Origin of the sequence: Pedobacter metabolipauper (genome assembly GCF_004362715.1) — a bacterium.
GTDB classification, from domain to species: Bacteria; Bacteroidota; Bacteroidia; order Sphingobacteriales; family Sphingobacteriaceae; genus Pedobacter; species Pedobacter metabolipauper.
Window position 1 is genome coordinate 26,859 of record NZ_SNYC01000003.1, and the last position, 20,624, is coordinate 47,482.

The following is a 20,624-nucleotide window of genomic DNA, read 5'->3' on the forward strand; positions in this document are numbered from 1 at the left end:
ATTATTCCAACATGAAATTACCTGAATTTGCCGTAAAGAATTATCAGTTTACGCTGGTTGTTTTTATCGCCGTGATGGCTATGGGGGTTTACTCCCTGTTTAATATGCCCCGTAGTGAAGATCCGGAAACCCATCCGCCGCAGTTTAATGTGGTGGTGGTTTATCCCGGTACGAATCCTAAAGATATGGAACAGCTGGTGGTTGATCCGATAGAAAAAAAGATCAATGAACTGGATGATATTAAGCATGTAATTACCAATGTAAGCAATGGACTTGCCGTGATGCAGGTGATCTATAAATACAGTTCTGATCCGGATGATAAATACCAGGAAGTTGTTCGTGAGATCAACAGTCTGAGGTCTGAATTGCCAGCAGATATTGCGGATATCCGGATTGATAAGCAGATCCCTTCTGACGTAAGCATTTACCAGTATGCACTAATCAGTGAGAATGCATCAAACTCCACGCTTAAAAAACAGGCTAAATCATTAAAAGAAAAGCTGGAAAAGGTTTCTGCACTTAAAAATGTGGAGTATGCAGGAATCCCTGAACATCAGGTGAACATCAAATTGAACCTGCAAAAAATAACCCAGGAAAATTTAACACAGAACCAGGTTATTGCAGCGTTGCAAAGTGAGAACGTAAATATACCGGGCGGAAGTATTAGTATTGCCGACCGTAAAGTGAACATTAAAACCAGTGGCAATTACAGTAACCTGGATGAGGTAAAGAATACCATTGTATTTAGTGCGCTGGGCAAGGTGGTTTATCTGAAAGATATTGCCGATGTTACGCTTGGTTATGAAGATGAATCGCACATTACGCGTTTTAATGGTTACCGCTGTAGCTTTATTAATGCGAGTTTAAAGGATAAGGAGAATATTATCAGCGTTCAGGATAAGGTTGACCCGGTAATTGAAGCCTTTAAGAAAAAGCTGCCGGCCAATATGGAACTGGTTAAGGTTTTTGACCAGGCTAAAAGCGTGGACATCAGGTTGTCTCATTTTGCGCGTGATTTTGGTATTGCGATCCTGCTTGTTCTGATTACCCTTTTACCTTTAGGTACCCGGGCTTCTGTAGTGGTGATGATCTCGATCCCGCTTTCATTAGCCATTGGTTTAACACTGATGAGTGTTTTGGGATACAACATTAACCAGCTGAGCATTGTAGGGATGATTGTTGCATTGGGCATCCTGGTGGACGATAGTATTGTTGTTGTTGAGAATATTGAGCGATATTTGCGCATGGGCTACGGAAGGGTTGAGGCTTCTATTAAAGCGACCTCACAAATCGGTGTCGCTGTTGTTGGTTGTACAGTTTTATTGATCTTCGCCTTTTTACCAATTGTTTTTTTACCGGAAGGTGCCGGCGAGTTTATCCGTAGTCTGCCTTTATCGGTAATTACGACCATCTTTGCCTCTATGGTGGTTTCTTTAACTGTGGTTCCATTTTTAGCAAGCATTATTCTGAAACCTCATGCCAGTGAAGAAGGTAATTTTTTACTTCGGTTGTTAAAAAGGGGCATCCACACTACCTATGGTAAGGTGCTGAACAGTGCGTTGAGAAATCCTAAAACTACCTTAGCCATTATTCTTACCATATTCATTGGTTCGCTGTGCTTGGTACCTGTGATTGGCAGCAGCCTATTTCCGAAGTCTGAAAAGCCAATGTTCCTGGTTCAGATTGAAACTCCTGAAGGAACAAACATCAAGGCAACCGATAAGGTAACACGCTTTGTAGAATCTAAACTAAAAAAAGTTCCGGAGATCAGTTCCTTTTCGAGTAATGTGGGTAAAGGGAACCCAAGGATCTATTACAATGTTATTCCGCATAATGAAAGTGAGAATTTTGCTGAGATCTTTGTGCAGGTTGAAGGTTTGGAAACCAGGGAAAAGGTTGCTGTAATTGAAAAATTAAGGAAAGAGCTGGAAGGTTATCCGGGTGCGGAGATCAAAGTAAAGGATTTTGAGCAAGGGCCTCCGGTTGATGCACCTTTAGCGTACCGCATCTATTCAGATGATTTGATCGCCCTGCGTAAAACAGCCTTTGATATTGCCGCTTTGATTGCGAAGCAGGATGGAACCATCTATGTGAATAATCCGTTATTGGTAATGCCGGTTGATTTGAAAGTTTCTATAAATAAAGAAAAAGCGGGCTTATTGGGTGTTGCTTCGTCTGATATCGATCGGACGGTACGCTTAGGCTCTGCAGGTTTAAATGTGGCTACGTATAGGGAAGACGAAGGTAAAGCCGACAATTACCATGTGAATGTATCGATTCCAAGAAGTTCAGATACACAAGATCTGAGCATGTTTGATCGCCTGTATGTTCCTTCTGCGTCTGGTACTAACATTCCTTTAAAAAACGTAGCCTCGATTGGTTTTGAAAGTGTACCGAACCAGATCCGTCATTATGACAAGGACAGGTACGTAACCATTTCTGCATTTGTAAAGCCGGGTTACAACGTTCAGCAATTGGATGAACAGATTACTGCTAAGCTCAATGCGTTTAAGTTTCCGGAAGGATTTTCTTTTAAGGTTGCTGGTGAGAAGGAGAGTAAAGACGATAGCTTTGGAAATCTGGGAATCATCCTGATTGTAACGGTATTTGGTTTTCTGGGTGTACTGATCCTGGAGTTTAAAACCTTTAAAAGTATTCTAATCGTACTTTCTGTTATTCCATTGGGGATTGTTGGTGGCTTGATCATGCTTTATTTAGCAGGGGAGACTTTGTCTTTTACGGCTACTATTGGCTTTATAGCCCTGGTGGGTATTGAAGTGAAAAACTCTTTATTGGTGGTTGATTTTACGAACCAGCTGAGGGCTCAGGGCAGGGGTATTGAGGAAGCCATTATAGAAGCTGGGGAGATCCGGTTTGTTCCGATCCTGCTGACCTCATTAACGGCTATTGGTGGTTTGCTGCCTTTGGTTATTGAATATAGTGAATTGTATTCTCCATTGGCACTGGTGCTGATTGGCGGATTGATCAGTTCTACCTTATTATCCAGACTGGTTACCCCGGTAATGTATAAATTATTGCCACCGGTAATTGCGGTTGAAGATCATACAGTAGCTTAGCATTGCCTTTATTGAATTGATTCTGTCGCTCATTAGAAATGTTCATGTATGTTTCTGATGGGCGATATTTAATTTCTGCCGGACCTTTAAATCGTTTAGAATTGACTGGACTGATTGCTCTTTAAATACTGCGAACAAATGTGCCAATGATTTCGTTTATTACTTGTGGATTTATAAACATGGGTATGAAGCGAATATTGAATATACTATTTGTGCTGGCTGCACTGACTACGGCAACGTATGCGCAGCAGCCGGGCTGGCTGCATAAAGATCTGGCAACTGATCAGATCTTTGGAATCAGCGCTGAAAAAGCATATGCCGGGTTATTAAAAGGTAAAAAGGCAAGTTCGATTATCGTTGCAGTGCTTGATGCAGGTGCAGATTATAAACATGAAGATCTGAGAAACATCATTTGGAAAAACAAAAAAGAAACTCCAGATAATGGTAAGGATGATGACAAAAACGGATATGCTGACGATAAGTATGGCTGGAATTTTTTTGAGGATAATGCTGTTGTTGATGGCAAGGATTGTGATCATGGCACCCATGTATCCGGAATTATTGCTGCAGAGCGAAATAATGGTTTAGGTATTGATGGAATTGCGGATCATGCCCTGATTATGCCGGTTAGGATGGTGACCACTGGTGATGAGCGGGACATCGATGTAGCAAGGGCCATTTATTACGCGGTAAATAATGGTGCCAGAATTATCAATATGAGTTTTGGCAAAACTTTTTCTCCTCAAAAATCAATGGTAGACAGTGCAGTTAAATATGCCGTTAGCAAGGATGTTTTATTTGTTCATGCTGCCGGCAATTCACATAAAGATATAGATGCAGAAGATAATTTTCCAAAGGCTGTTTATCTGGATGGAGGCAGTGCCGCTGCCAGCTGGATAGAGGTTGGTGCTTCTGGCTTTAAGGACGATAGGAGCCTGGCTGCTTATTTTTCAAATTATGGTGCAAGGACGGTAGATCTGTTTGCACCCGGTGTGCGCATCTTCTCAACTATTCCGGGATCGAAATATGAAAGCTACAATGGAACAAGTATGGCTGCTCCTGTGGTAACTGGAATAGCAGCTTTGGTCCGTGCTTATTTTCCGGAATTAACTGCGGTGCAGGTTAAAGAAATATTGGTTAAGTCTGTAATTAAGGTAACACATGATGTTCAGTTACCTGGAAAAGCTGGCACGCTTGTCCCTTTTAGTCAGCTTTGCAGTTCTGGTGGCGTTGTAAATGCCTATAGTGCATTGGTACTCGCTGAGGAATACAGCAAAGAGAGGGCTTCAAAATAGCTGGCTTGTTAAATTTAAAATAACCAGCTTATTAACTTTTTAATCAGGCGGCAGCTTATGCCGCCTTTTTTATTGGCAAACAATTTAGGGAGCGGAGGGGTTATATGTAAAAAAATGGATCCGTTATGGTAGATTTAAGTGTGCAACCAAAAAGAAAAAGCAAGTTTTGGCTTTGGGTACTGCTGATTATTATCGCAGCAGGATTAACCTACTTCATCTTAAATAAAGATAACAATACCACCTCAGATAAGGTGATCAGGGATAGTACCGGCGTTAGTCCGGTTCAGTAATTAAACAGAAGGATATGACAGCTGAAGAGACTTTAGAGTACCGTCGTTTAGTGGCGTTGAGTGAGAGTGATTTCGAAATTGCAGATGGTGATCCGGAAATTCAGGGATGGCACATTAAAGATGATCTCGGCGAGCGGATTGGTGAGGTTACCGACCTGCTTTTTAATCCTTCTACTAAAAAAGTAAGATATGTGGTTGCCGATCTTGAGCCACTGCCATTATCTGCGGAGAATCGCAGAATATTGATCCCTATTGGTTTGGCTGAGCTTCATGAAAGCGACGATGAAGTTTTCCTGCCAGGCGTAACACCAATGCAGCTTGCTGCGGTTCCATTATATACAACCAATGAAGTTACCCAGGAATATGAGATCTGGGTGTTAGATGCTTTTCGTGATCCTGATGATTCTTTAAATGATCGTGAAATTCATATTGGTGATCAGTTTTATTCGCACCGGCATTTTAACGATCACCAGTTCTATAACAAGCGTTTCCCGGACCGTGGAAGGGTAAGGTAATTGCTGTTTACAGTTGAATTCAGATTTTCTACATAATTAAAGCATAGCTTTGGTAAATTTCGTATGTACTTAAATTATACCCAAAGCCATGTTTAAACAACTTCTAACCGCACTTATATTTTTAAGTACACCTCTTTTTTCTTTGGGTCAGGATCAGGATAGCATTCCTGCTCCTGCAAAAACAAAGATAAAAGGTTCTTCTTTTATCATTCCTTCTGTTTTTATCGGATACGGATTGATTTCCCTGATGGGTGATAACCCGATCAGAACACTGGATCTTACCACAAATGCTGAATTGCAGGAAGATCATCCATCTTTTGCATTGAAGGCAGATAATTATTTGCGCTATGCACCTGCTGTGGCTGTTTATGGGCTTGATCTGATTGGCGTAAAAGCAAAAAATACGGTGGTAGACAGGAGTATCATGCTGATTACCTCTTATGCAATTGTTTCTGTTGGTGTTGGTGCAATAAAACTTACTGCTAACCGGTTGCGTCCGAATGGGGCTAACCGTCATTCTTTTCCGTCGGGTCATACTTCCCTGGCTTTTATGACTGCAGAGTTTCTTCATCAGGAATATAAAGACCAATCCATCTGGTATAGTGTTGGCGGGTATGCCCTTGCTACCGGAACTGGTATTTTACGTTTATACAATAATGCCCATTGGGTAAGTGATGTAGTTGCAGGAGCCGGATTTGGAATCCTGTCTACTAAGGTTACCTATTTGATTTATCCGTATATTAAACGAAAATTGTTTCATGGAAAATCTCCGGATATGGCATTTAGTCCGGGGTATCAAAACGGTATGATGAGCTTTACCCTAACCAAGCGTCTTTAAAAAATATCGTTATCCTCTACTTTCTTAATTGTAAGCCTCTAATATTAGCTTAACAATATCGTAATCTTAAGGACAAACCATTTTAACTTGCCGGGGGTACTTTCGCGGTTTAAATATATATTCTTATGAAAAAAACTTTACTGTTTAGTTTCCTTTTAATTGGTTTGTTCAGCTGTAAAAAAGACAGAGGTGTAACTGAACCAGAATTTTTTGTTAATGAGGATGCCTCTTCTTTTGCTGAAGTTGCTTCTTTTGATGTCGGTGAGACCGGAGCAGCAGAAATTACGGCATTTGATCCGATCACAAACCGTTTGTTTGTGGTAAGAAATGAGAATGAGGGATTGGCTAACCAGCTTAACCAGATTGAAGTGATCGATTTTAGCAATCCTGCTACGATGAAATCTATAGGTTCTATCAGTATGCTGCCTTTTGGTGGTGCGGTTAATAGTCTTGCTGTTTATGACGGAAAATTAGCGGCAGCGATACAATCAACAGACAAACAAGCAAATGGTAAGGTGGTGGTATTTAAAACCAGCGATTACAGTAAAGTTGCTGAAATTACAGTTGGGGCCCTGCCAGACATGGTTACTTATTCTCCAGATGGAAAATATATTTTAACGGCAAATGAAGGTGAGCCAAATGATAGTTACCTGAATGATCCGGTAGGTACCGTCTCCATTATCTCTGTAAATGAAAACTATGCGGTTAATACCATTGATTTTTCTGCTATGGCTGGCCAGCTTTCTGCTTTAAAACTGAAAGGCTTTAGGGTATACGGTGTGGGTAATAACTTTTTAAAGGATATTGAACCGGAATACATTACCGTTTCTGGTGATTCTAAAACTGCCTGGGTAACGCTTCAGGAAAATAATGCGATTGCAAAGATCGACATTGCTTCAAAAACCATTACCAACATTTTTCCGCTTGGGTTTAAGGACTATAATTTAGATGGTAACGAAATTGATCCAAGTGATAAAGACGGATACAAGCCTGCGAAATGGAATATTAAGGGCATGTACCTGCCGGATGCAATCTCTATACTGGAGCATAACGGAACTCCTTATCTATTTACCGCCAATGAAGGTGATGCCAGGGAATATGCTGGTTTCTCAGAAATTGTTCGTGTGAAGAGTGCAAATCTTGATGCTACTGTTTTTCCAAATGCAAGTGTTTTAAAGCAGGACGGAAATCTTGGCCGCTTAAACATTACCACTACATTAGGTGATACGGACGGTGATGGCGATCTGGATGCTTTATACTCTTTAGGCTCCCGCTCATTCAGCGTTTGGAATGGAAACGATGGAACGCAGGTTTTTGACAGTAAAAATGAACTGGATGTTAAATGCGTTGAAGCTAATGCTTATGATGATGGCAGAAGTGATGATAAAAGTGTAGAGCCGGAAGGTATTACTATCGGTTCTGTTGGCTACAAAAAAGTTGCCTTTGTTGGTATGGAAAGAGCAGATGCTGTTGCCGTATACGATGTAACTGTACCTACTAAACCTGTGTTCCTGCAACTGCTTAAATGTGGTGATGCACCTGAAGGTGTTTTGTTTATTCCTGCAAAGAACAGTCCTACAAAGAAAAGCTTGCTGATTGTGAGCAGTGAAGGTGATGGCGTTCTAAAAGTTTACTCTCCAGATACAATATAGATTTTATTAATCTCCAGGCATTGCCTGGAGATTGGTTTTATTATACCCTCGTCAATCTGTATTTAAACCCTGATCACGGGGAATATTAATTCTTTTTTCTGATTAATTAATAAGTTCTTTGAATGTCCTGTTATTGGCATGTTCTTGAAATCCTTTTTGCCGGAAAACACGTTTATGGCTAAAAGAAGTAATAGATAAATGGTTATATATCAATGATTAATTTTAGAATAAATTAATCATTATGTATCTTTAATTATCTACAATTGATTAGGGGGTAAATTTTTATGAATAGCAGTCTTGTCGCTTCATTATTAAGTGAAGCGTACGCATGTCGCACGCATGATTTAAAGCGCAGTATTAAAATTTCATCGAAGGCTTTAGAGATCAGTAAAGTACTTGATGATCAAAGTATGATTGGTAAGAGCCTTAACCAGCTTTCATTATTTTACATGATCAGCGGCTCTTACAAAAAATCTATTCGTTTAGCAAATGACGCGATCAAATGTTTTGAACTGCTCGAAGATGAAAGAGGTATAGCTGATGCGCGTTATAACATTGCAGGTGTTTATTACAAGACAGATAACTATCATTTGGGATTGATTAACCTCATCAATTGCCTGATCACCTATCAAAAGTTTAACGACTACCATAACCAGGCAAGGGTTCATAAATCATTGGGAACCATCTATGAGTACTTTGGAGACCAAAAGAACGCAATGAACTCTTATGAAAGTGCAATTAAGGCAGGGGAAAAGATAAAGGATCTGAATCTATTGTCTAATGCATACAATCCATTATCAGGCATCTATTTAAAGCAGAATAGAATTGATAAAGCTTTAAAGATCATTGAGAAGTCTATCCGGTATAAAAACAAAACAGGGGATATCAGGGGTCTGGCTTTTGCAATTTATGGAAGGGCGAAGGTTTATATACACATGGGCCAGTTTGAGCTTGCTGAAGCTGATCTGTCCAGATCTGTTGACATTCATCTGGATGCCGGTGAAAAGCTTGGGCTGGGGATGGCCTATCAAAAGCTCGGTAGCTTATACCTCGAAATGGGTTTAAATGAACAGGCAAAAGACAGCTTGCAAAAGGCGCTTGCCATTAGTGAACAATACAACATTGTATTTATAAAATTTAAAAGCAATTACCTGTTGTATAAGATAGCAAGGGCTGAGAAAGATACGCTCAGATCTTTGGAATATCTGGAGCTTTATCTGAATCAGAAAGAAGCCGTAATCAATACACAAACCCTTCAGGTAATTGAAAATTATGAGCTGATCCTTAAAATGCAGTCTCTTGAAAAGGAAGCACAATTGCAGAAGGAAAAAGCAGAAATGACTGAAAAGAAGGAAATTGCAGAGCAATCTGCACGAATGAAACAGGATTTTCTTTCGACCATGAGCCATGAGATCCGTACGCCTTTAAATGCGGTTACCACCATTGCCACGCTCTTAAGTGACCAGTACCAGGGGGAGGATAAAGTATTGTTGGATTCTCTAAAGGCTGCTTCAGGTAACCTGCTATTGGTGATCAACGATATTCTTGACTTCACAAAACTGGATAACGGTAAGGTGGTTTTGGAACATCGCCCTTGCGACTTAAGCCTGCTTTTACAGCGGATCATAAAGACGTATGAAAACCTGGCCATTGAAAAAGGGATCAGGCTGATCTTAAACTTCGATACATTTCTCACTGGATTTTATGAGTTGGACGAAACCAAACTGTCACAAATTTTAGGTAACCTGATTACCAACGCCATTAAATATACAGCGCGTGGAGAAGTTGTAGTTGAAGTTAAAAAGCTGGCTGAGGCAGGCGTGGCAGCTACCATCCGGTTTAAAGTTACGGATACGGGTACAGGTATTCCTGAAGATTATTTTCACGAAATGTTTGAAAGCTTCTCACAACCTAAATCCATCACTACCCGTAAACAAGGAGGGACAGGTTTAGGTCTTGCCATTGTTAAAAAGCTGGTAGAGATTTACGGAAGCCATGTAGAATTTCAAAGTAAGATTGATCAGGGATCTGCATTTTATTTTGACATTGATCTGGTAAGCACAGAACCAGTTATTTTGCCTCCATCTGTATTGCGAAACCAGCTTAAAGACAAAACGGTATTGCTGGTAGAAGATAACCTGGTTAATGCTATGGTTGCCAGAAGGCTGCTTGCCAATTGGGGAATGCAGATAGACCACGTACTTAATGGCCTGCTGGCAATTGATAAAGCCCGACAGAAAACTTTTGACTTTGTTTTAATGGATATACATATGCCTGAAATGAACGGTTTGGATGCAACTTCACACATCAGGAACACAGAGAATTACAATACCAATACCCCTATATTTGCACTTACTGCTGATATTACTGCAGAAAATCAGCACGAATATGCGTCTTACTTTAACGGTTTTCTGCGTAAACCCATTGAGATCGATAAGCTTTATGAAATTCTTACCAAAGATCAGGCATTGAAATAAGCATATTTTTTTATATGTTTAGGTTTTTAAACCAAATTACAGCCTCTAAGTGTATGAACCTAAAACGCTCAATTGCAATTTTTTGCAGTTTCTCCCTCGTTCTATTTTTAGCCTTTGCTCCCCAAAGTATTGATCCTGTTGAGAAAATTGTCGCATCGCTGCAAAAGTGGGCGGAAACTAACCCTCAGGAAAAAGTATATCTCCACACCGATAAACCGTATTATGTTGTAGGCGATACCTTATGGTTTAAAGCCTATGTAACTGTTGGTGGTAAAAATCAGCTTTCTGCCGTTAGTGGTTCTTTGTATATCGAGCTCATCAATGAAGCAGATTCTATTGCCGAATCTATAAAGCTGCCGCTTACTGCCGGGATGGCAAAAGGGAACTTTGTACTTTCAGATCTGAAGACACATGAAGGGAATTACCGGATCAAGGCCTATACCCAGTGGATGCGCAATGCCGGTCCGGATTATTTTTATGACCGTGTATTCAGTGTGGGCAATTCTGTAGCTAATCCGGTATTTACAAAGATTGAATACGTTTATGAAAAGGATCAGGATAAAACCAACGTAATCGCTGTATTGACCTATACGGATGAAGCTGGAAAACCTTATGCCAATAAAACGGTACGTTATGATCTGATCAGAGACGACAACAGGGTATCTGCCAGTAAGGGAGAAACAGATGGTAACGGAGTACTGAAAGTTAAGTTTAAAGGTTATAATGCAAAAGAATTTATAAATACCCACTTGTCTACCTATATTTCTTTGGATGAAGAAGAAAGTATCCCTAAAACTTTTTCTATTCAAACGGTTTCCACGCAAACTGATGTGCAGTTTTTTCCGGAGAGCGGAAATTTGGTGAATGGCATCCGTTCACGGGTAGCTTTTAAGGCTACCGGAACAAATGGTCTTGGTGTACCTGTAAAAGGTGTAATAACGGATAACGAAAACAATCAGGTTGCAGAATTTGCGGCTGCGCATTTAGGAATGGGTTTTTTTATGCTGAACCCTGAGGCAGGGAAAACGTACCAGGCCAAAGTTACTTATCCGGATGGGGCTGTGAATACTGTAAAATTACCTGCAGCTGTGCAGACGGGTTACGTACTTTCTGTTTATAACAATACAGCCACGGATACTGTTCTGGTTAGGATCAGTGCGGCTGCTTCTGTTTACCAAAATGGACCGCAGGATGTTAGCTTAATAGCCCAGTCTGGTGGTGACGTATTTTTTTCCGGAAGTGTAACCATCAGTAAGGCCACCGCTTCTTTGCAGATCCCAGTTAAAGAATTGCGTACCGGTATTGTACAGTTTACGTTATTCTCTTCAACCGGAGCTCCGTTAAATGAACGGATCATCTTTGTTCAAAACAATGACCAGATGGTTGTTAACTTATCCAGTGCAAAGAAAGTATACAAGCAAAGAGAACGTATAGATATAGATATCAATGCCGGCGATGCTGAGGGTAAACCTCTTGTAGGCAATTTTTCCATTGCTGTAATTGACGAGAGCGCAGTACCGTCTGATGAAACTAAAGAAACCACCATCCTTTCCCAACTCTTGCTTAGTGCAGATGTTAAGGGATACATTGAAAGGCCCAATTATTATTTTTACGACCCCAGTCCACAGACCAAGGCTAACCTTGATCTTTTAATGCTAACCCAGGGATACAGACGATTTGTATGGAAGGATGTAATTGCTGGTAAAAATCCTGTTATTCCATTTAAAGCAGAGAAACTGGTTACATCGGTATCCGGCAAATTGGTTACGCTGCTAAATAAACCCGTAGCTGGTGGTAATATCAAGCTGATCAATACCAAATTGGGTCTTGTAATGGACACCATAACCGATAATGCCGGTAAATTTACGTTTGGCAACCTGATCATAACTGATGAACTCAGCTTTACCGTTCAGGGGAGAAACCCTAAGGGCGGAGACCGTGTAAAAGTACTGCTGGACCGGACACCAAACCAGGATCAATCGCCTAACTTTAATATTGGTGATTATAATAACGACATCCGTCAAAGTATGCAGGCCTATTTTTTAAACAATAAGAAGCAGGATCAGGACCTTCAAAAAAATGGAATGACCGGGCGTGCCCAGCAATTAAAGGAAGTTAAAATACAGGTTAAGAACAAATGGAAGTCTGAAAATAAGTTTAGCATCGACGTTTTGGAGGGTCATGCCGACCAGACCATACGCTTTACGGCTAAAGATCAGTGTTATGACCTGCTGGATTGTTTGCGGAGAAAGATACAGGGAGCCATCACGTTTAAACAGGTTGAAGGCAAGAATTGCGGTGGTGTATATATGCCTTTTACAAGGGGGCAAATGATGAACGTTTACTTAAACGGTAGAATGATTGATATCTGCGAGGTGGAAAATGTGATGAATATTGACCCTGTTGACGTTATTAAAATTGATGTAATACGTACCAGCATTGCATTGGGCAGTACGATGGGAGGGGCTTCCATTCTGATCTATACCAAAAGCGTATACACCCACGGTGTTACTTATGATCCATCCGTTGTGAGTTATGCGCCTAAGGGATACAGTTCGGTAAAAGAATTTTATGCACCAAAACACGATCAGAGGTATGATTACAGTTCCTCATTTGCAGATCTGAGAAGTACGGTTTACTGGAACCCGGCTATTTTGACCGGAAAAGACGGCAAGGCTGCTTTCAGTTTTTTTAATGCCGATGGTAAGGGTTCTTATCGTGTTGTTATTGAAGGTATTAATGCGGGTGGGCTGCTTGGCAGAAAGGTTTACCGGTACCAGGTTGAGTAATAAGATAGATGCAGGCAGAAATATCCGCAATCGTTTTCGATAATAAATGAAGCCTGAAATGTCTTTTTCTGTTTGAATTACTTTTATATTGGACTGAGTAAGCTATTCCAAATATGAACCTGTTAAATCCTGTTTATCAAATGACCCAGACCATGCGGTGGTTTGGCCCGAATGATCCGGTTAGTTTGTCCGACATCAGACAGGCTGGATGTAGTGGTGTCGTTTCTGCGCTGCATCAGATTCCCAATGGGGAAGTTTGGACAGTAGATGCAATTTTTAAACATAAAAAGTTGATTGAAAATGCCGGTTTAAACTGGGATGTAGTGGAAAGCGTTCCCGTTCATGAAGGGATAAAAACCCAGTCGCAGGGCTTTGAACACTATATTACCAATTATAAAGAATCCTTAAGAAACCTCGCCGCTTGCGGGATAGCTGTAGTTACCTATAATTTTATGCCTGTGCTGGACTGGACAAGGACCAACCTGGCTTTTGAACTGGTCAACGGGGCAAAGGCCCTTAAGTTTGAAAAGGCAGCCTTAATTGCGTTTGATGTATTTATATTACAGCGCCCTAACGCTGCTAACTATTATACGGAAGAAGAACTGGAGCGCGGAAGAAAGCGGTTTGAAGGAATGTATGATGAAGAACGAATGATGCTGCAGCGCAACATCATTGCCGGTTTGCCAGGCAGCGAAGAAAGCTTTACGCTGGAACAATTTCAGGATGCACTGGATCAGTATACCGGCATTGATGAAGCCCGGCTTTCTCAAAATCTGATTCATTTTCTTTCAGAGATCATCCCTGTAGCCAATGAAGTTCAGATAAAATTGGCCATCCATCCGGATGATCCTCCTTATCCGATCTTTGGCCTGCCAAGGGTAGTAAGCACAGCCTTACAGGTTCAGAAGTTGTTTGATGCGGTACCTTCATTAAATAATGGACTGTGCTTCTGTACCGGTTCTTTTGGTGTTAGGGAAGACAATGACCTGGTTGATATGCTGAAGACTTTTTCAGAGCGGATCCATTTTATACATCTCCGGAGTACCAAAAGAAATGAAGCGGGTGATTTTTATGAAGACAATCATTTAGAAGGCGATGTGGACATGTTTGGTGTTGTACAGGAAATTGTAAATATACAGCAGCGGCGAAAGATCAGTATCCCGATGCGTCCGGATCATGGACACCAGATGCTGGACGATCTAAAAAAAAGAACCAATCCCGGATATTCTGCCATTGGCCGCTTAAAAGGACTTGCAGAATTAAGAGGACTGGAGTTTGGTATTATCCAAAATAAGAAAGATTAAGATGAAAGAAGGCAATGTAATATCGGAAGATTTTTTACTGGGTAACGAACGTTCAAAGATCCTTTATCATGAATATGCCAGGCACCTGCCAATCATAGATTATCACAACCATTTGCCTCCGCAGGAAATTGCAGAGAATAAAAAGTTCAGTAATTTAACAGAGATCTGGTTAAAGGGTGACCATTATAAATGGCGTGGAATGCGTGCGCTTGGTGTAAAAGAAGCATTGATTACCGGAAATACTTCAGACCGGGAGAAGTTCATGGCCTGGGCCGCAATTGTTCCTGCTACCGTAAGAAATCCACTTTTTCACTGGACCCACATGGAGCTTAAAGATCCCTTTGGCATTAATTCGTATCTGAATAAAAATTCTGCTGATGCGATCTATGAACACTGCAATGTGCTCCTTCAGCAGGATAAGTTTTCTGCACAGGGACTTTTAAAACATTATCAAGTAGAAATGGTGGGTACAACGGATGATCCCTGCGACAACCTGATGTATCATAAACAGCTGGCTGAAAGCGATTTTTCCGTACAGGTAAAGCCATCATTCAGACCTGATAAGGTTTTGCTGATTAATAAACCCATTCAATTTAAACAATACCTGGATGGCCTTTCCGATGTTTCCGGAATACCGGTCAATGATCTTGGATCTTTGGTATTTGCACTTCGTAACCGGGTTGATTTCTTTCATACCAACCTGTGCAGCATCTCCGATCATGGATTGTCTGCATTGCCTTTAACGTATGAACTGACCGATGCAGAAAGATCTGAATTTGAGCAGTTCCTTAAAACCGATGGTGCTGAGTTCTCAAACCCGGATGCCTTTGCGGGTTACATTTTAACGGAGCTTTGTAAAATGTATCATGAACGGGGCTGGGTACAGCAATTTCATCTGGGCGCTATACGGAACAATAACCTGGGTATGTTTAACCAGCTTGGTGCAGATTCGGGATACGATTCTATTGGTGACTTCAAACATGCTGAACGGCTTTCTGCTTTTTTTGGAAACCTGAGCCTTACCGATCAGTTAACAAAAACCATCATTTATAATTTAAACCCGGCAGATAACGAAGTCTTTGCTGCAATGACCGGTAATTTTGCAGATGGTAACCTGAAAGGCAAAATGCAGTTTGGCTCCGGCTGGTGGTTTTTAGATCAAAAGGATGGGATTGAGAAGCAACTGAACACCTTGTCAAACCTGGGGATGATCAGCACCTTTGTAGGGATGCTTACCGACTCACGCAGTTTTCTTTCTTATTCCCGTCATGATTATTTTAGACGGATCTTATGCAATTTGTTCGGTTCTGAAATGGAAAGCGGATTATTGCCGGATGATGAGAAGTGGATCGGTGAGATCATTGGCAACATCTGCTATTACAATGCAAGAAACTATTTTGATCTGAAGATTAAGATCTAGGGAAGTAAAAATATAGTCATCCCTTTCGGTCCGTGAGCACCCAATACCAGGGACTGCTCAATATCGGCAGTTTTGGATGGACCGGCAATGAATGTTCCGAAGCCATATTCTGCATTGCCTATGCGGATATAGGCATCGTGCATGGTAGCAAGAATGCTGCTTCTTTTAACTACTACTGCCAGCTGCTGTGCAATAAAAGGAACTGCACGCTGGTGCATCAGTTCTTCAGTGATCCATAAGGCGGCATTCTCGGCCACGCCGAAGTGTGCCTGAATGATGGCCAGATCAACATTTTCATAGCTGTGCGGGTCCTGGCTCTCCCAGCCCTGTTCTGACACATCAGCCAGTTCTTTTAATGTAGAGATGATCCTTTTCTGGTCTTTAAACGTTTGCTTAATGTAGTTTTTGATTTCTTCATAGCTGTCGGCTTCCACAACAGCGCCACCAATAGATACAAGTACGCTGCTAAATAACTCAATCAGGTTAACCGTGCCTGGAACTGTAGTTAAGGGTGCCGGGAGTGATGTCAGTTCAGGCTGGTGGGTTTTAATTTTAGAAAGGATCTGTTCTCTGCTAGTCATTTTTATGCTGTTTATACCATTCACCAAAAGATTGTTTTGGAACTTCGGGCATGTCGCGTTGTTTATACCATGGGTTAAGCTTGTTGTTTACCGCAAAGGGAGTATTCTTTAAGAACCATCGGGCAGTTTTTCCTGCCGACCTGTAAACACCTGGTTTTGATAATGTAAATTCCATCGCTTTCATAGCCATTGCTTTTTTAGGATCTGCATATCCCTCCTTAACAATTACCTGCCGCCATTTATAAAGCTGCTCATGGATGTTGATCTTTACCGGACAAACATTGGTGCACGAACCGCAAAGGGTAGATGCAAATGGCAAGTCTGCATATTTTTTCATGTCAAGATTTGGTGCCAGTATGGAGCCAATAGGTCCTGCAATTGCTGTATGGTAACTGTGCCCGCCGCTTCTGCGGTATACCGGGCAGGTATTCATGCAGGCACCGCAACGGATGCATTTAAGGGAGTTTCTGAAATCTGGTCTGCTCAGCTGGGTTGTTCGTCCGTTATCTACCAGGATGATGTGCATGGTTTGGCCTGGCCTTGGTTTTTTGAAATGACTGGAATAGGTGGTAATGGGCTGTCCGGTTGCACTTCTGGCCAGCAGTCTTAAAAATACAGCCAGATGTTTGCGTTCAGGAATGATCTTTTCAATGCCCATACACGCAATATGTACATCGGCCAGGTGCGCACCCATATCTGCATTGCCTTCATTGGTGCAAACTACAAACTCACCGGTTTCTGCAACAGCAAAGTTAACGCCGGTTATGGCAGCTTTACGGGTGATGAATTTTTCGCGCAGGTGTACGCGTGCCGCTGCGGTTAAAAATACAGGATCAGACATACCTTCGGGTGTACCAAGGTGTTCGTGGAATAATTCACCGATTTCTTCTTTCTTTTTATGGATGCATGGAAGCACGATGTGACTAGGTGGCTCTTCAGCGAGCTGAACAATGCGCTCTCCAAGGTCAGTATCAATTACCTCAATGTTATTATGCTGAAGGTATTCGTTTAAATGACATTCTTCGGTAAGCATAGACTTACTTTTTACAATGCGGTTTACACCTTGCTCTTTTAATATGGCATGGACAATTTTATTGTGTTCTTCTGCATCTGAGGCCCAGTGAACCTTGATGCCATTCTTTTCTGCATTGGCCTCAAAGGATATTAGATAGTCATGAAGATTGGATAGAACATTGTCTTTGATCTGTGATGCATTCTCCCTGAGACTTTCCCATTCCGGAATATTGTGCGCTGCTTTGTCACGTTTGGCGCGAACAAACCATAGCGTCTCATCGTGCCAGTTTACCCTGGCCTCATCCTCATTAAATACGTCTGATAACTGGGCGTGATCTTTTCCTGCTGTGTTCATGTTTAACGGCTAATTTTTAATACTCCTGGGCATCTAATATTTCTGCAATATGGATCACTTTTACGTTGCTGTTCTGCCTCCGCAAAATACCTTCCATATGCATAAGGCAAGACATATCTGCCGCGGTAATGTATTCTGCACCATTAGCCACATGATCTGCAACACGGTCTTTACCCATTTTTGCCGATACGGCTTCTTCTGCTACACAGAAAGTGCCGCCAAAACCACAGCATTCATCCGGACGGTTCAGGGTAATCATTTCTAATCCGCTAACCATGTTTAGCAACCGCATTGGCTTAGAATAGGGTTCCTGAACCAATTCAGACATTTGTGCCAGCATTAATCCCCGCTGGCCGTGGCAGCTTTGGTGCATGCCTACTTTGTGCGGAAAGCTGGCTGTTAAGTGTTCAACTTTAAGTATGTCTGTTAAAAATTCTGTCAGTTCGTAGATCTTACTACGGATACCCAATGCCAGGTCTTCCTGTTCATCTGAATGAAGGTGATCTTTAATGTGCAATGTACAGCTTCCGGATGGAGAAACGATATAATCAAATCCCGAGAAATTCTTTACAAACAGGTCATTGCAGCTTTGCGTAAGGTGCTCAAAACCAGAATTTGCCATAGGCTGTCCGCAACAGGTTTGATTGATTGGATAAACCACATCAACATTTAACTTTTTTAGTAAATTTAAAGTAGCAATTGCCGCATTGGGATAGAACTGATCAATATAACAGGGTATAAAAAGGGCTACGGTCATTTTGCTGAAGAATCTAATCTGTAAATATAATATTTAAACATTTATGATTTATCTGATCTTTTTATGAATCAGAATTTAGCGCTGATCTTTCAGAATTTTCTGCGCTTCTTTTATAAAAAACGAATTCTTAAATACTGAAATTATGAGTAGATTGCATGATGAGCGGGGGTACTGACCTTCGTTCAAATGAAGTATTTAATGTTAACCAAATAAAAAATGCAAATCTCTTTTGAAAGCCGCTATGCGTTTAGCCCGTCTGAAACAAAGCAAATGGATACGACGGCACTCCGTACTAATTTTTTGATAGAAAAACTGTTTGAAGCTGATTGTATTCACCTTACTTTATCACATTACGATCGTTACATTACTGGTGGTGTAATGCCGGTTCAGGAAACCATATCCATTGGTAATCCAAACTACCTGAAAGCAAACTATTTTTTGGAAAGGAGGGAACTTGGGATCATTAATGTAGGATCAAAAGGGACAGTTACTGCAGATGGTGAAAGTTTTGAACTCGATTTTAAAGAAGCACTATATTTGGGTAAAGGTATAAAGGAAGTTACTTTTTCTTCAGCGGATAAAAACGAACCTGCTAAGTTTTATATCAATTCTGCACCTGCACACCATGCATATCCTTCAAAAAAGGTAGCCAAAGCGGATGCTGAAATTGTAGAACTGGGAAGTGCCGAAACGGCCAATCACCGGGTAATCAATAAACTGATCGTAAACAGTGTTGTTTCAACCTGCCAGCTGCAGATGGGCATGACCGAATTAAAAAGCGGGAGTGTTTGGAATACCATGCCTGCACATACGCATGACCGCAGGATGGAAGTTTACTTCTATTTTGAGGTTCCTAAAGGTCAGAGTGTTTGTCATTTTATGGGCGAGCCACAAGAAACCAGGCACATCTGGATGCAGTCTGAACAGGCGGTGATTTCTCCAAACTGGTCTGTACATTCCGGTGCAGGAACGAGCAATTATACGTTCATCTGGGGAATGGCGGGAGAAAATCTGGACTATGGCGATATGGACCATTGTGCTATTACAGAACTCAAATAAATTCATTATTGCTATGAAAAAAAGTATGTTTCTTTTACTGTGGGGCCTGGTTCTTTGTACTGCCTTAACTGCGCAGACGATATCCATTAACCTCACTAATCCTGGTAATTTTAGCCGGAACAAAGAAGTAGTTTCCATTAATTGGAAGGATCTGGTTTCAAAAGACCCAAAATTGAAGGCAGATAACTTTAAGGTGATTGATGCCGCTACAAAGAAAGAAGTTCCATTTCAGCTCGAATATAAAGGCTTAAATACGGTGCAAAATTTACTGGTTCAGGTTACTATTGGACCTGATCAGGTAATCCGTTTAACCCTAATTCCGGGTAAACCTTCGATATTCCCTGTTGCAGCTTTTGGAAGGTATGTTCCTGAACGAATGGATGATTTTGCATGGGAAAACGATAAGATGGCTTTTCGTGCCTACGGTAAAGCACTGGAAAGTACCAAAGAAAATGCATTTGGTATGGATGTTTGGGCTAAAAGAACGGATAAGATGATTATCAACGACTGGTATAAAACGGGAGATTATCATAAAGACCATGGTGACGGGCTGGATTATTACAGTGTAGGTTTTACGCTTGGTGCCGGAGACATTGCGCCTTATATCAATCAATCGATCATTTTTTCAAAGAACTACCGAACCTGGAAAGTTCTGGATCAGGGACCTTTGCGTTTCACCTTTCAGTTGGGTTACGAAGACTGGAATGTGGATGGAAAAATGGTTAAGGTATTGAAAACAATTTTACTGGATGCAGGGTCACAATTGAACCGCGTAGAAGCGGTTTACTCTTTTTCCGGAGCTGCAGATTTACCAGTTGTAATGGGGATTGTGAAAAGAAAGGATCCCGGAAGTGTAATGATGAATGAGGTTGATGGGATAATGGGCTATTGGGAACCACAGCATGGCGATGATGGTACGATTGGAGTTGGTGTTCTATCACTTCAAAAACCAGCAATGATGAGTGCCGAAAACGGACATTTGTTAACCCATTCTTCTGCCAAAAATGGCGAACCCGTAGTTTATTATAGCGGCGCTGCCTGGAGCAAGTCTACCGACATTAAAACTGCGGAGCAATGGTTTAGATATTTAAACAGTTTTCAACTGAAGCTTGAAAAACCTGTAGTGGTTAGGGTGCAGTAGAAGATTGAGATGGGTTGTGTAACCAACTTTTACTATCAGACAAAATAGATGGATCTTTGA

At 41.2% G+C, this 20,624-nt stretch carries 15 protein-coding genes; 12 read left to right on the plus strand and 3 right to left on the minus strand.

What is annotated here, in order from left to right; all coding sequences use genetic code 11:
• The first annotated feature begins 11 nt into the window (after positions 1–11).
• The 10 genes from ATK78_RS00195 (at position 12) to uxaC (ending at position 15,657) form a co-directional block, all read left to right on the plus strand.
• Positions 12–3,077 (plus strand): efflux RND transporter permease subunit, encoded by a 3,066-nt coding sequence (locus tag ATK78_RS00195; protein WP_133574055.1) that lies wholly within the window; start codon positions 12–14, stop codon positions 3,075–3,077.
• Between the two features lie 185 nt (positions 3,078–3,262).
• Positions 3,263–4,372: a S8 family peptidase gene (locus tag ATK78_RS00200; protein ID WP_133574056.1), complete on the plus strand. Its 1,110-nt coding sequence runs from the start codon at positions 3,263–3,265 to the stop codon at positions 4,370–4,372.
• Between the two features lie 125 nt (positions 4,373–4,497).
• Positions 4,498–4,662 (plus strand): hypothetical protein, encoded by a 165-nt coding sequence (locus ATK78_RS22630; RefSeq protein ID WP_166664781.1) that lies wholly within the window; start codon positions 4,498–4,500, stop codon positions 4,660–4,662.
• A gap of 14 nt (positions 4,663–4,676) precedes the next feature.
• A complete protein-coding gene (locus ATK78_RS00205; protein ID WP_133574057.1) occupies positions 4,677–5,177 on the plus strand; it encodes a PRC-barrel domain-containing protein in 501 nt (166 codons plus the stop codon).
• A gap of 88 nt (positions 5,178–5,265) precedes the next feature.
• On the plus strand, positions 5,266–6,015 hold the full coding sequence (locus tag ATK78_RS00210; protein ID WP_133574058.1) for a phosphatase PAP2 family protein: 750 nt from the start codon (positions 5,266–5,268) through the stop codon (positions 6,013–6,015).
• Between the two features lie 125 nt (positions 6,016–6,140).
• Positions 6,141–7,667 (plus strand): choice-of-anchor I family protein, encoded by a 1,527-nt coding sequence (locus tag ATK78_RS00215; protein WP_133574059.1) that lies wholly within the window; start codon positions 6,141–6,143, stop codon positions 7,665–7,667.
• 284 nt (positions 7,668–7,951) lie between these two features.
• Positions 7,952–10,144 carry a tetratricopeptide repeat protein gene (locus ATK78_RS00220; RefSeq protein ID WP_133574060.1) on the plus strand — a complete coding sequence of 731 codons (2,193 nt, stop codon included), beginning with the start codon at positions 7,952–7,954 and terminating at the stop codon, positions 10,142–10,144.
• 53 nt (positions 10,145–10,197) lie between these two features.
• Positions 10,198–12,933 carry a carboxypeptidase-like regulatory domain-containing protein gene (locus ATK78_RS00225; protein WP_133574061.1) on the plus strand — a complete coding sequence of 912 codons (2,736 nt, stop codon included), beginning with the start codon at positions 10,198–10,200 and terminating at the stop codon, positions 12,931–12,933.
• A gap of 113 nt (positions 12,934–13,046) precedes the next feature.
• Entirely contained in the window at positions 13,047–14,237 is a 1,191-nt protein-coding gene (gene uxuA / locus ATK78_RS00230) for a mannonate dehydratase (protein WP_243732392.1), read from the plus strand.
• A 1-nt stretch (position 14,238) separates the two neighbouring features.
• Positions 14,239–15,657, plus strand: coding sequence for a glucuronate isomerase (uxaC, locus tag ATK78_RS00235; RefSeq protein ID WP_133574062.1), 1,419 nt, complete (start codon positions 14,239–14,241; stop codon positions 15,655–15,657).
• Here uxaC and ATK78_RS00240 read toward each other — a convergent pair.
• From ATK78_RS00240 to ATK78_RS00250, 3 genes are read right to left on the minus strand one after another with little or no spacing between them, the layout of a single operon-like run.
• Positions 15,654–16,238, minus strand: coding sequence for a LutC/YkgG family protein (locus ATK78_RS00240; protein ID WP_133574063.1), 585 nt, complete (start codon positions 16,236–16,238; stop codon positions 15,654–15,656). The genes uxaC and ATK78_RS00240 overlap by 4 nt on opposite strands.
• Positions 16,231–17,607, minus strand: a complete 1,377-nt coding sequence (locus ATK78_RS00245; RefSeq protein WP_133574064.1) for a lactate utilization protein B — start codon at positions 17,605–17,607, stop codon at positions 16,231–16,233. Before ATK78_RS00245 ends, ATK78_RS00240 begins: the two co-directional genes overlap by 8 nt.
• Positions 17,608–17,623: 16 nt before the next feature.
• Positions 17,624–18,364 (minus strand): (Fe-S)-binding protein, encoded by a 741-nt coding sequence (locus ATK78_RS00250; RefSeq protein ID WP_133574065.1) that lies wholly within the window; start codon positions 18,362–18,364, stop codon positions 17,624–17,626.
• A 216-nt stretch (positions 18,365–18,580) separates the two neighbouring features.
• Between ATK78_RS00250 and kduI the strand changes: the two genes are divergently transcribed.
• Together kduI and ATK78_RS00260 are read left to right on the plus strand one after the other, a co-directional pair.
• Complete coding sequence (gene kduI, locus ATK78_RS00255; RefSeq protein ID WP_133574066.1) at positions 18,581–19,423, plus strand: 5-dehydro-4-deoxy-D-glucuronate isomerase; 843 nt, start codon at positions 18,581–18,583, stop codon at positions 19,421–19,423.
• A gap of 13 nt (positions 19,424–19,436) precedes the next feature.
• Positions 19,437–20,564, plus strand: a complete 1,128-nt coding sequence (locus ATK78_RS00260; RefSeq protein WP_133574067.1) for a DUF4861 family protein — start codon at positions 19,437–19,439, stop codon at positions 20,562–20,564.
• Positions 20,565–20,624: the final 60 nt, after the last annotated feature.

What these genes read in the sequence shown, in the direction of transcription:
- ATK78_RS00195 (WP_133574055.1), top strand. Translation starts at nt 12, where the DNA reads ATGAAATTACCTGAATTTGCCGTAAAGAATTATCAGTTTACGCTGGTT.
- ATK78_RS00200 (WP_133574056.1), top strand. Translation starts at nt 3,263, where the DNA reads ATGAAGCGAATATTGAATATACTATTTGTGCTGGCTGCACTGACTACG.
- ATK78_RS22630 (WP_166664781.1), top strand. Translation starts at nt 4,498, where the DNA reads ATGGTAGATTTAAGTGTGCAACCAAAAAGAAAAAGCAAGTTTTGGCTT.
- ATK78_RS00205 (WP_133574057.1), top strand. Translation starts at nt 4,677, where the DNA reads ATGACAGCTGAAGAGACTTTAGAGTACCGTCGTTTAGTGGCGTTGAGT.
- ATK78_RS00210 (WP_133574058.1), top strand. Translation starts at nt 5,266, where the DNA reads ATGTTTAAACAACTTCTAACCGCACTTATATTTTTAAGTACACCTCTT.
- ATK78_RS00215 (WP_133574059.1), top strand. Translation starts at nt 6,141, where the DNA reads ATGAAAAAAACTTTACTGTTTAGTTTCCTTTTAATTGGTTTGTTCAGC.
- ATK78_RS00220 (WP_133574060.1), top strand. Translation starts at nt 7,952, where the DNA reads ATGAATAGCAGTCTTGTCGCTTCATTATTAAGTGAAGCGTACGCATGT.
- ATK78_RS00225 (WP_133574061.1), top strand. Translation starts at nt 10,198, where the DNA reads ATGAACCTAAAACGCTCAATTGCAATTTTTTGCAGTTTCTCCCTCGTT.
- uxuA (WP_243732392.1), top strand. Translation starts at nt 13,047, where the DNA reads ATGAACCTGTTAAATCCTGTTTATCAAATGACCCAGACCATGCGGTGG.
- uxaC (WP_133574062.1), top strand. Translation starts at nt 14,239, where the DNA reads ATGAAAGAAGGCAATGTAATATCGGAAGATTTTTTACTGGGTAACGAA.
- ATK78_RS00240 (WP_133574063.1), bottom strand. Translation starts at nt 16,238, where the DNA reads ATGACTAGCAGAGAACAGATCCTTTCTAAAATTAAAACCCACCAGCCT.
- ATK78_RS00245 (WP_133574064.1), bottom strand. Translation starts at nt 17,607, where the DNA reads ATGAACACAGCAGGAAAAGATCACGCCCAGTTATCAGACGTATTTAAT.
- ATK78_RS00250 (WP_133574065.1), bottom strand. Translation starts at nt 18,364, where the DNA reads ATGACCGTAGCCCTTTTTATACCCTGTTATATTGATCAGTTCTATCCC.
- kduI (WP_133574066.1), top strand. Translation starts at nt 18,581, where the DNA reads ATGCAAATCTCTTTTGAAAGCCGCTATGCGTTTAGCCCGTCTGAAACA.
- ATK78_RS00260 (WP_133574067.1), top strand. Translation starts at nt 19,437, where the DNA reads ATGAAAAAAAGTATGTTTCTTTTACTGTGGGGCCTGGTTCTTTGTACT.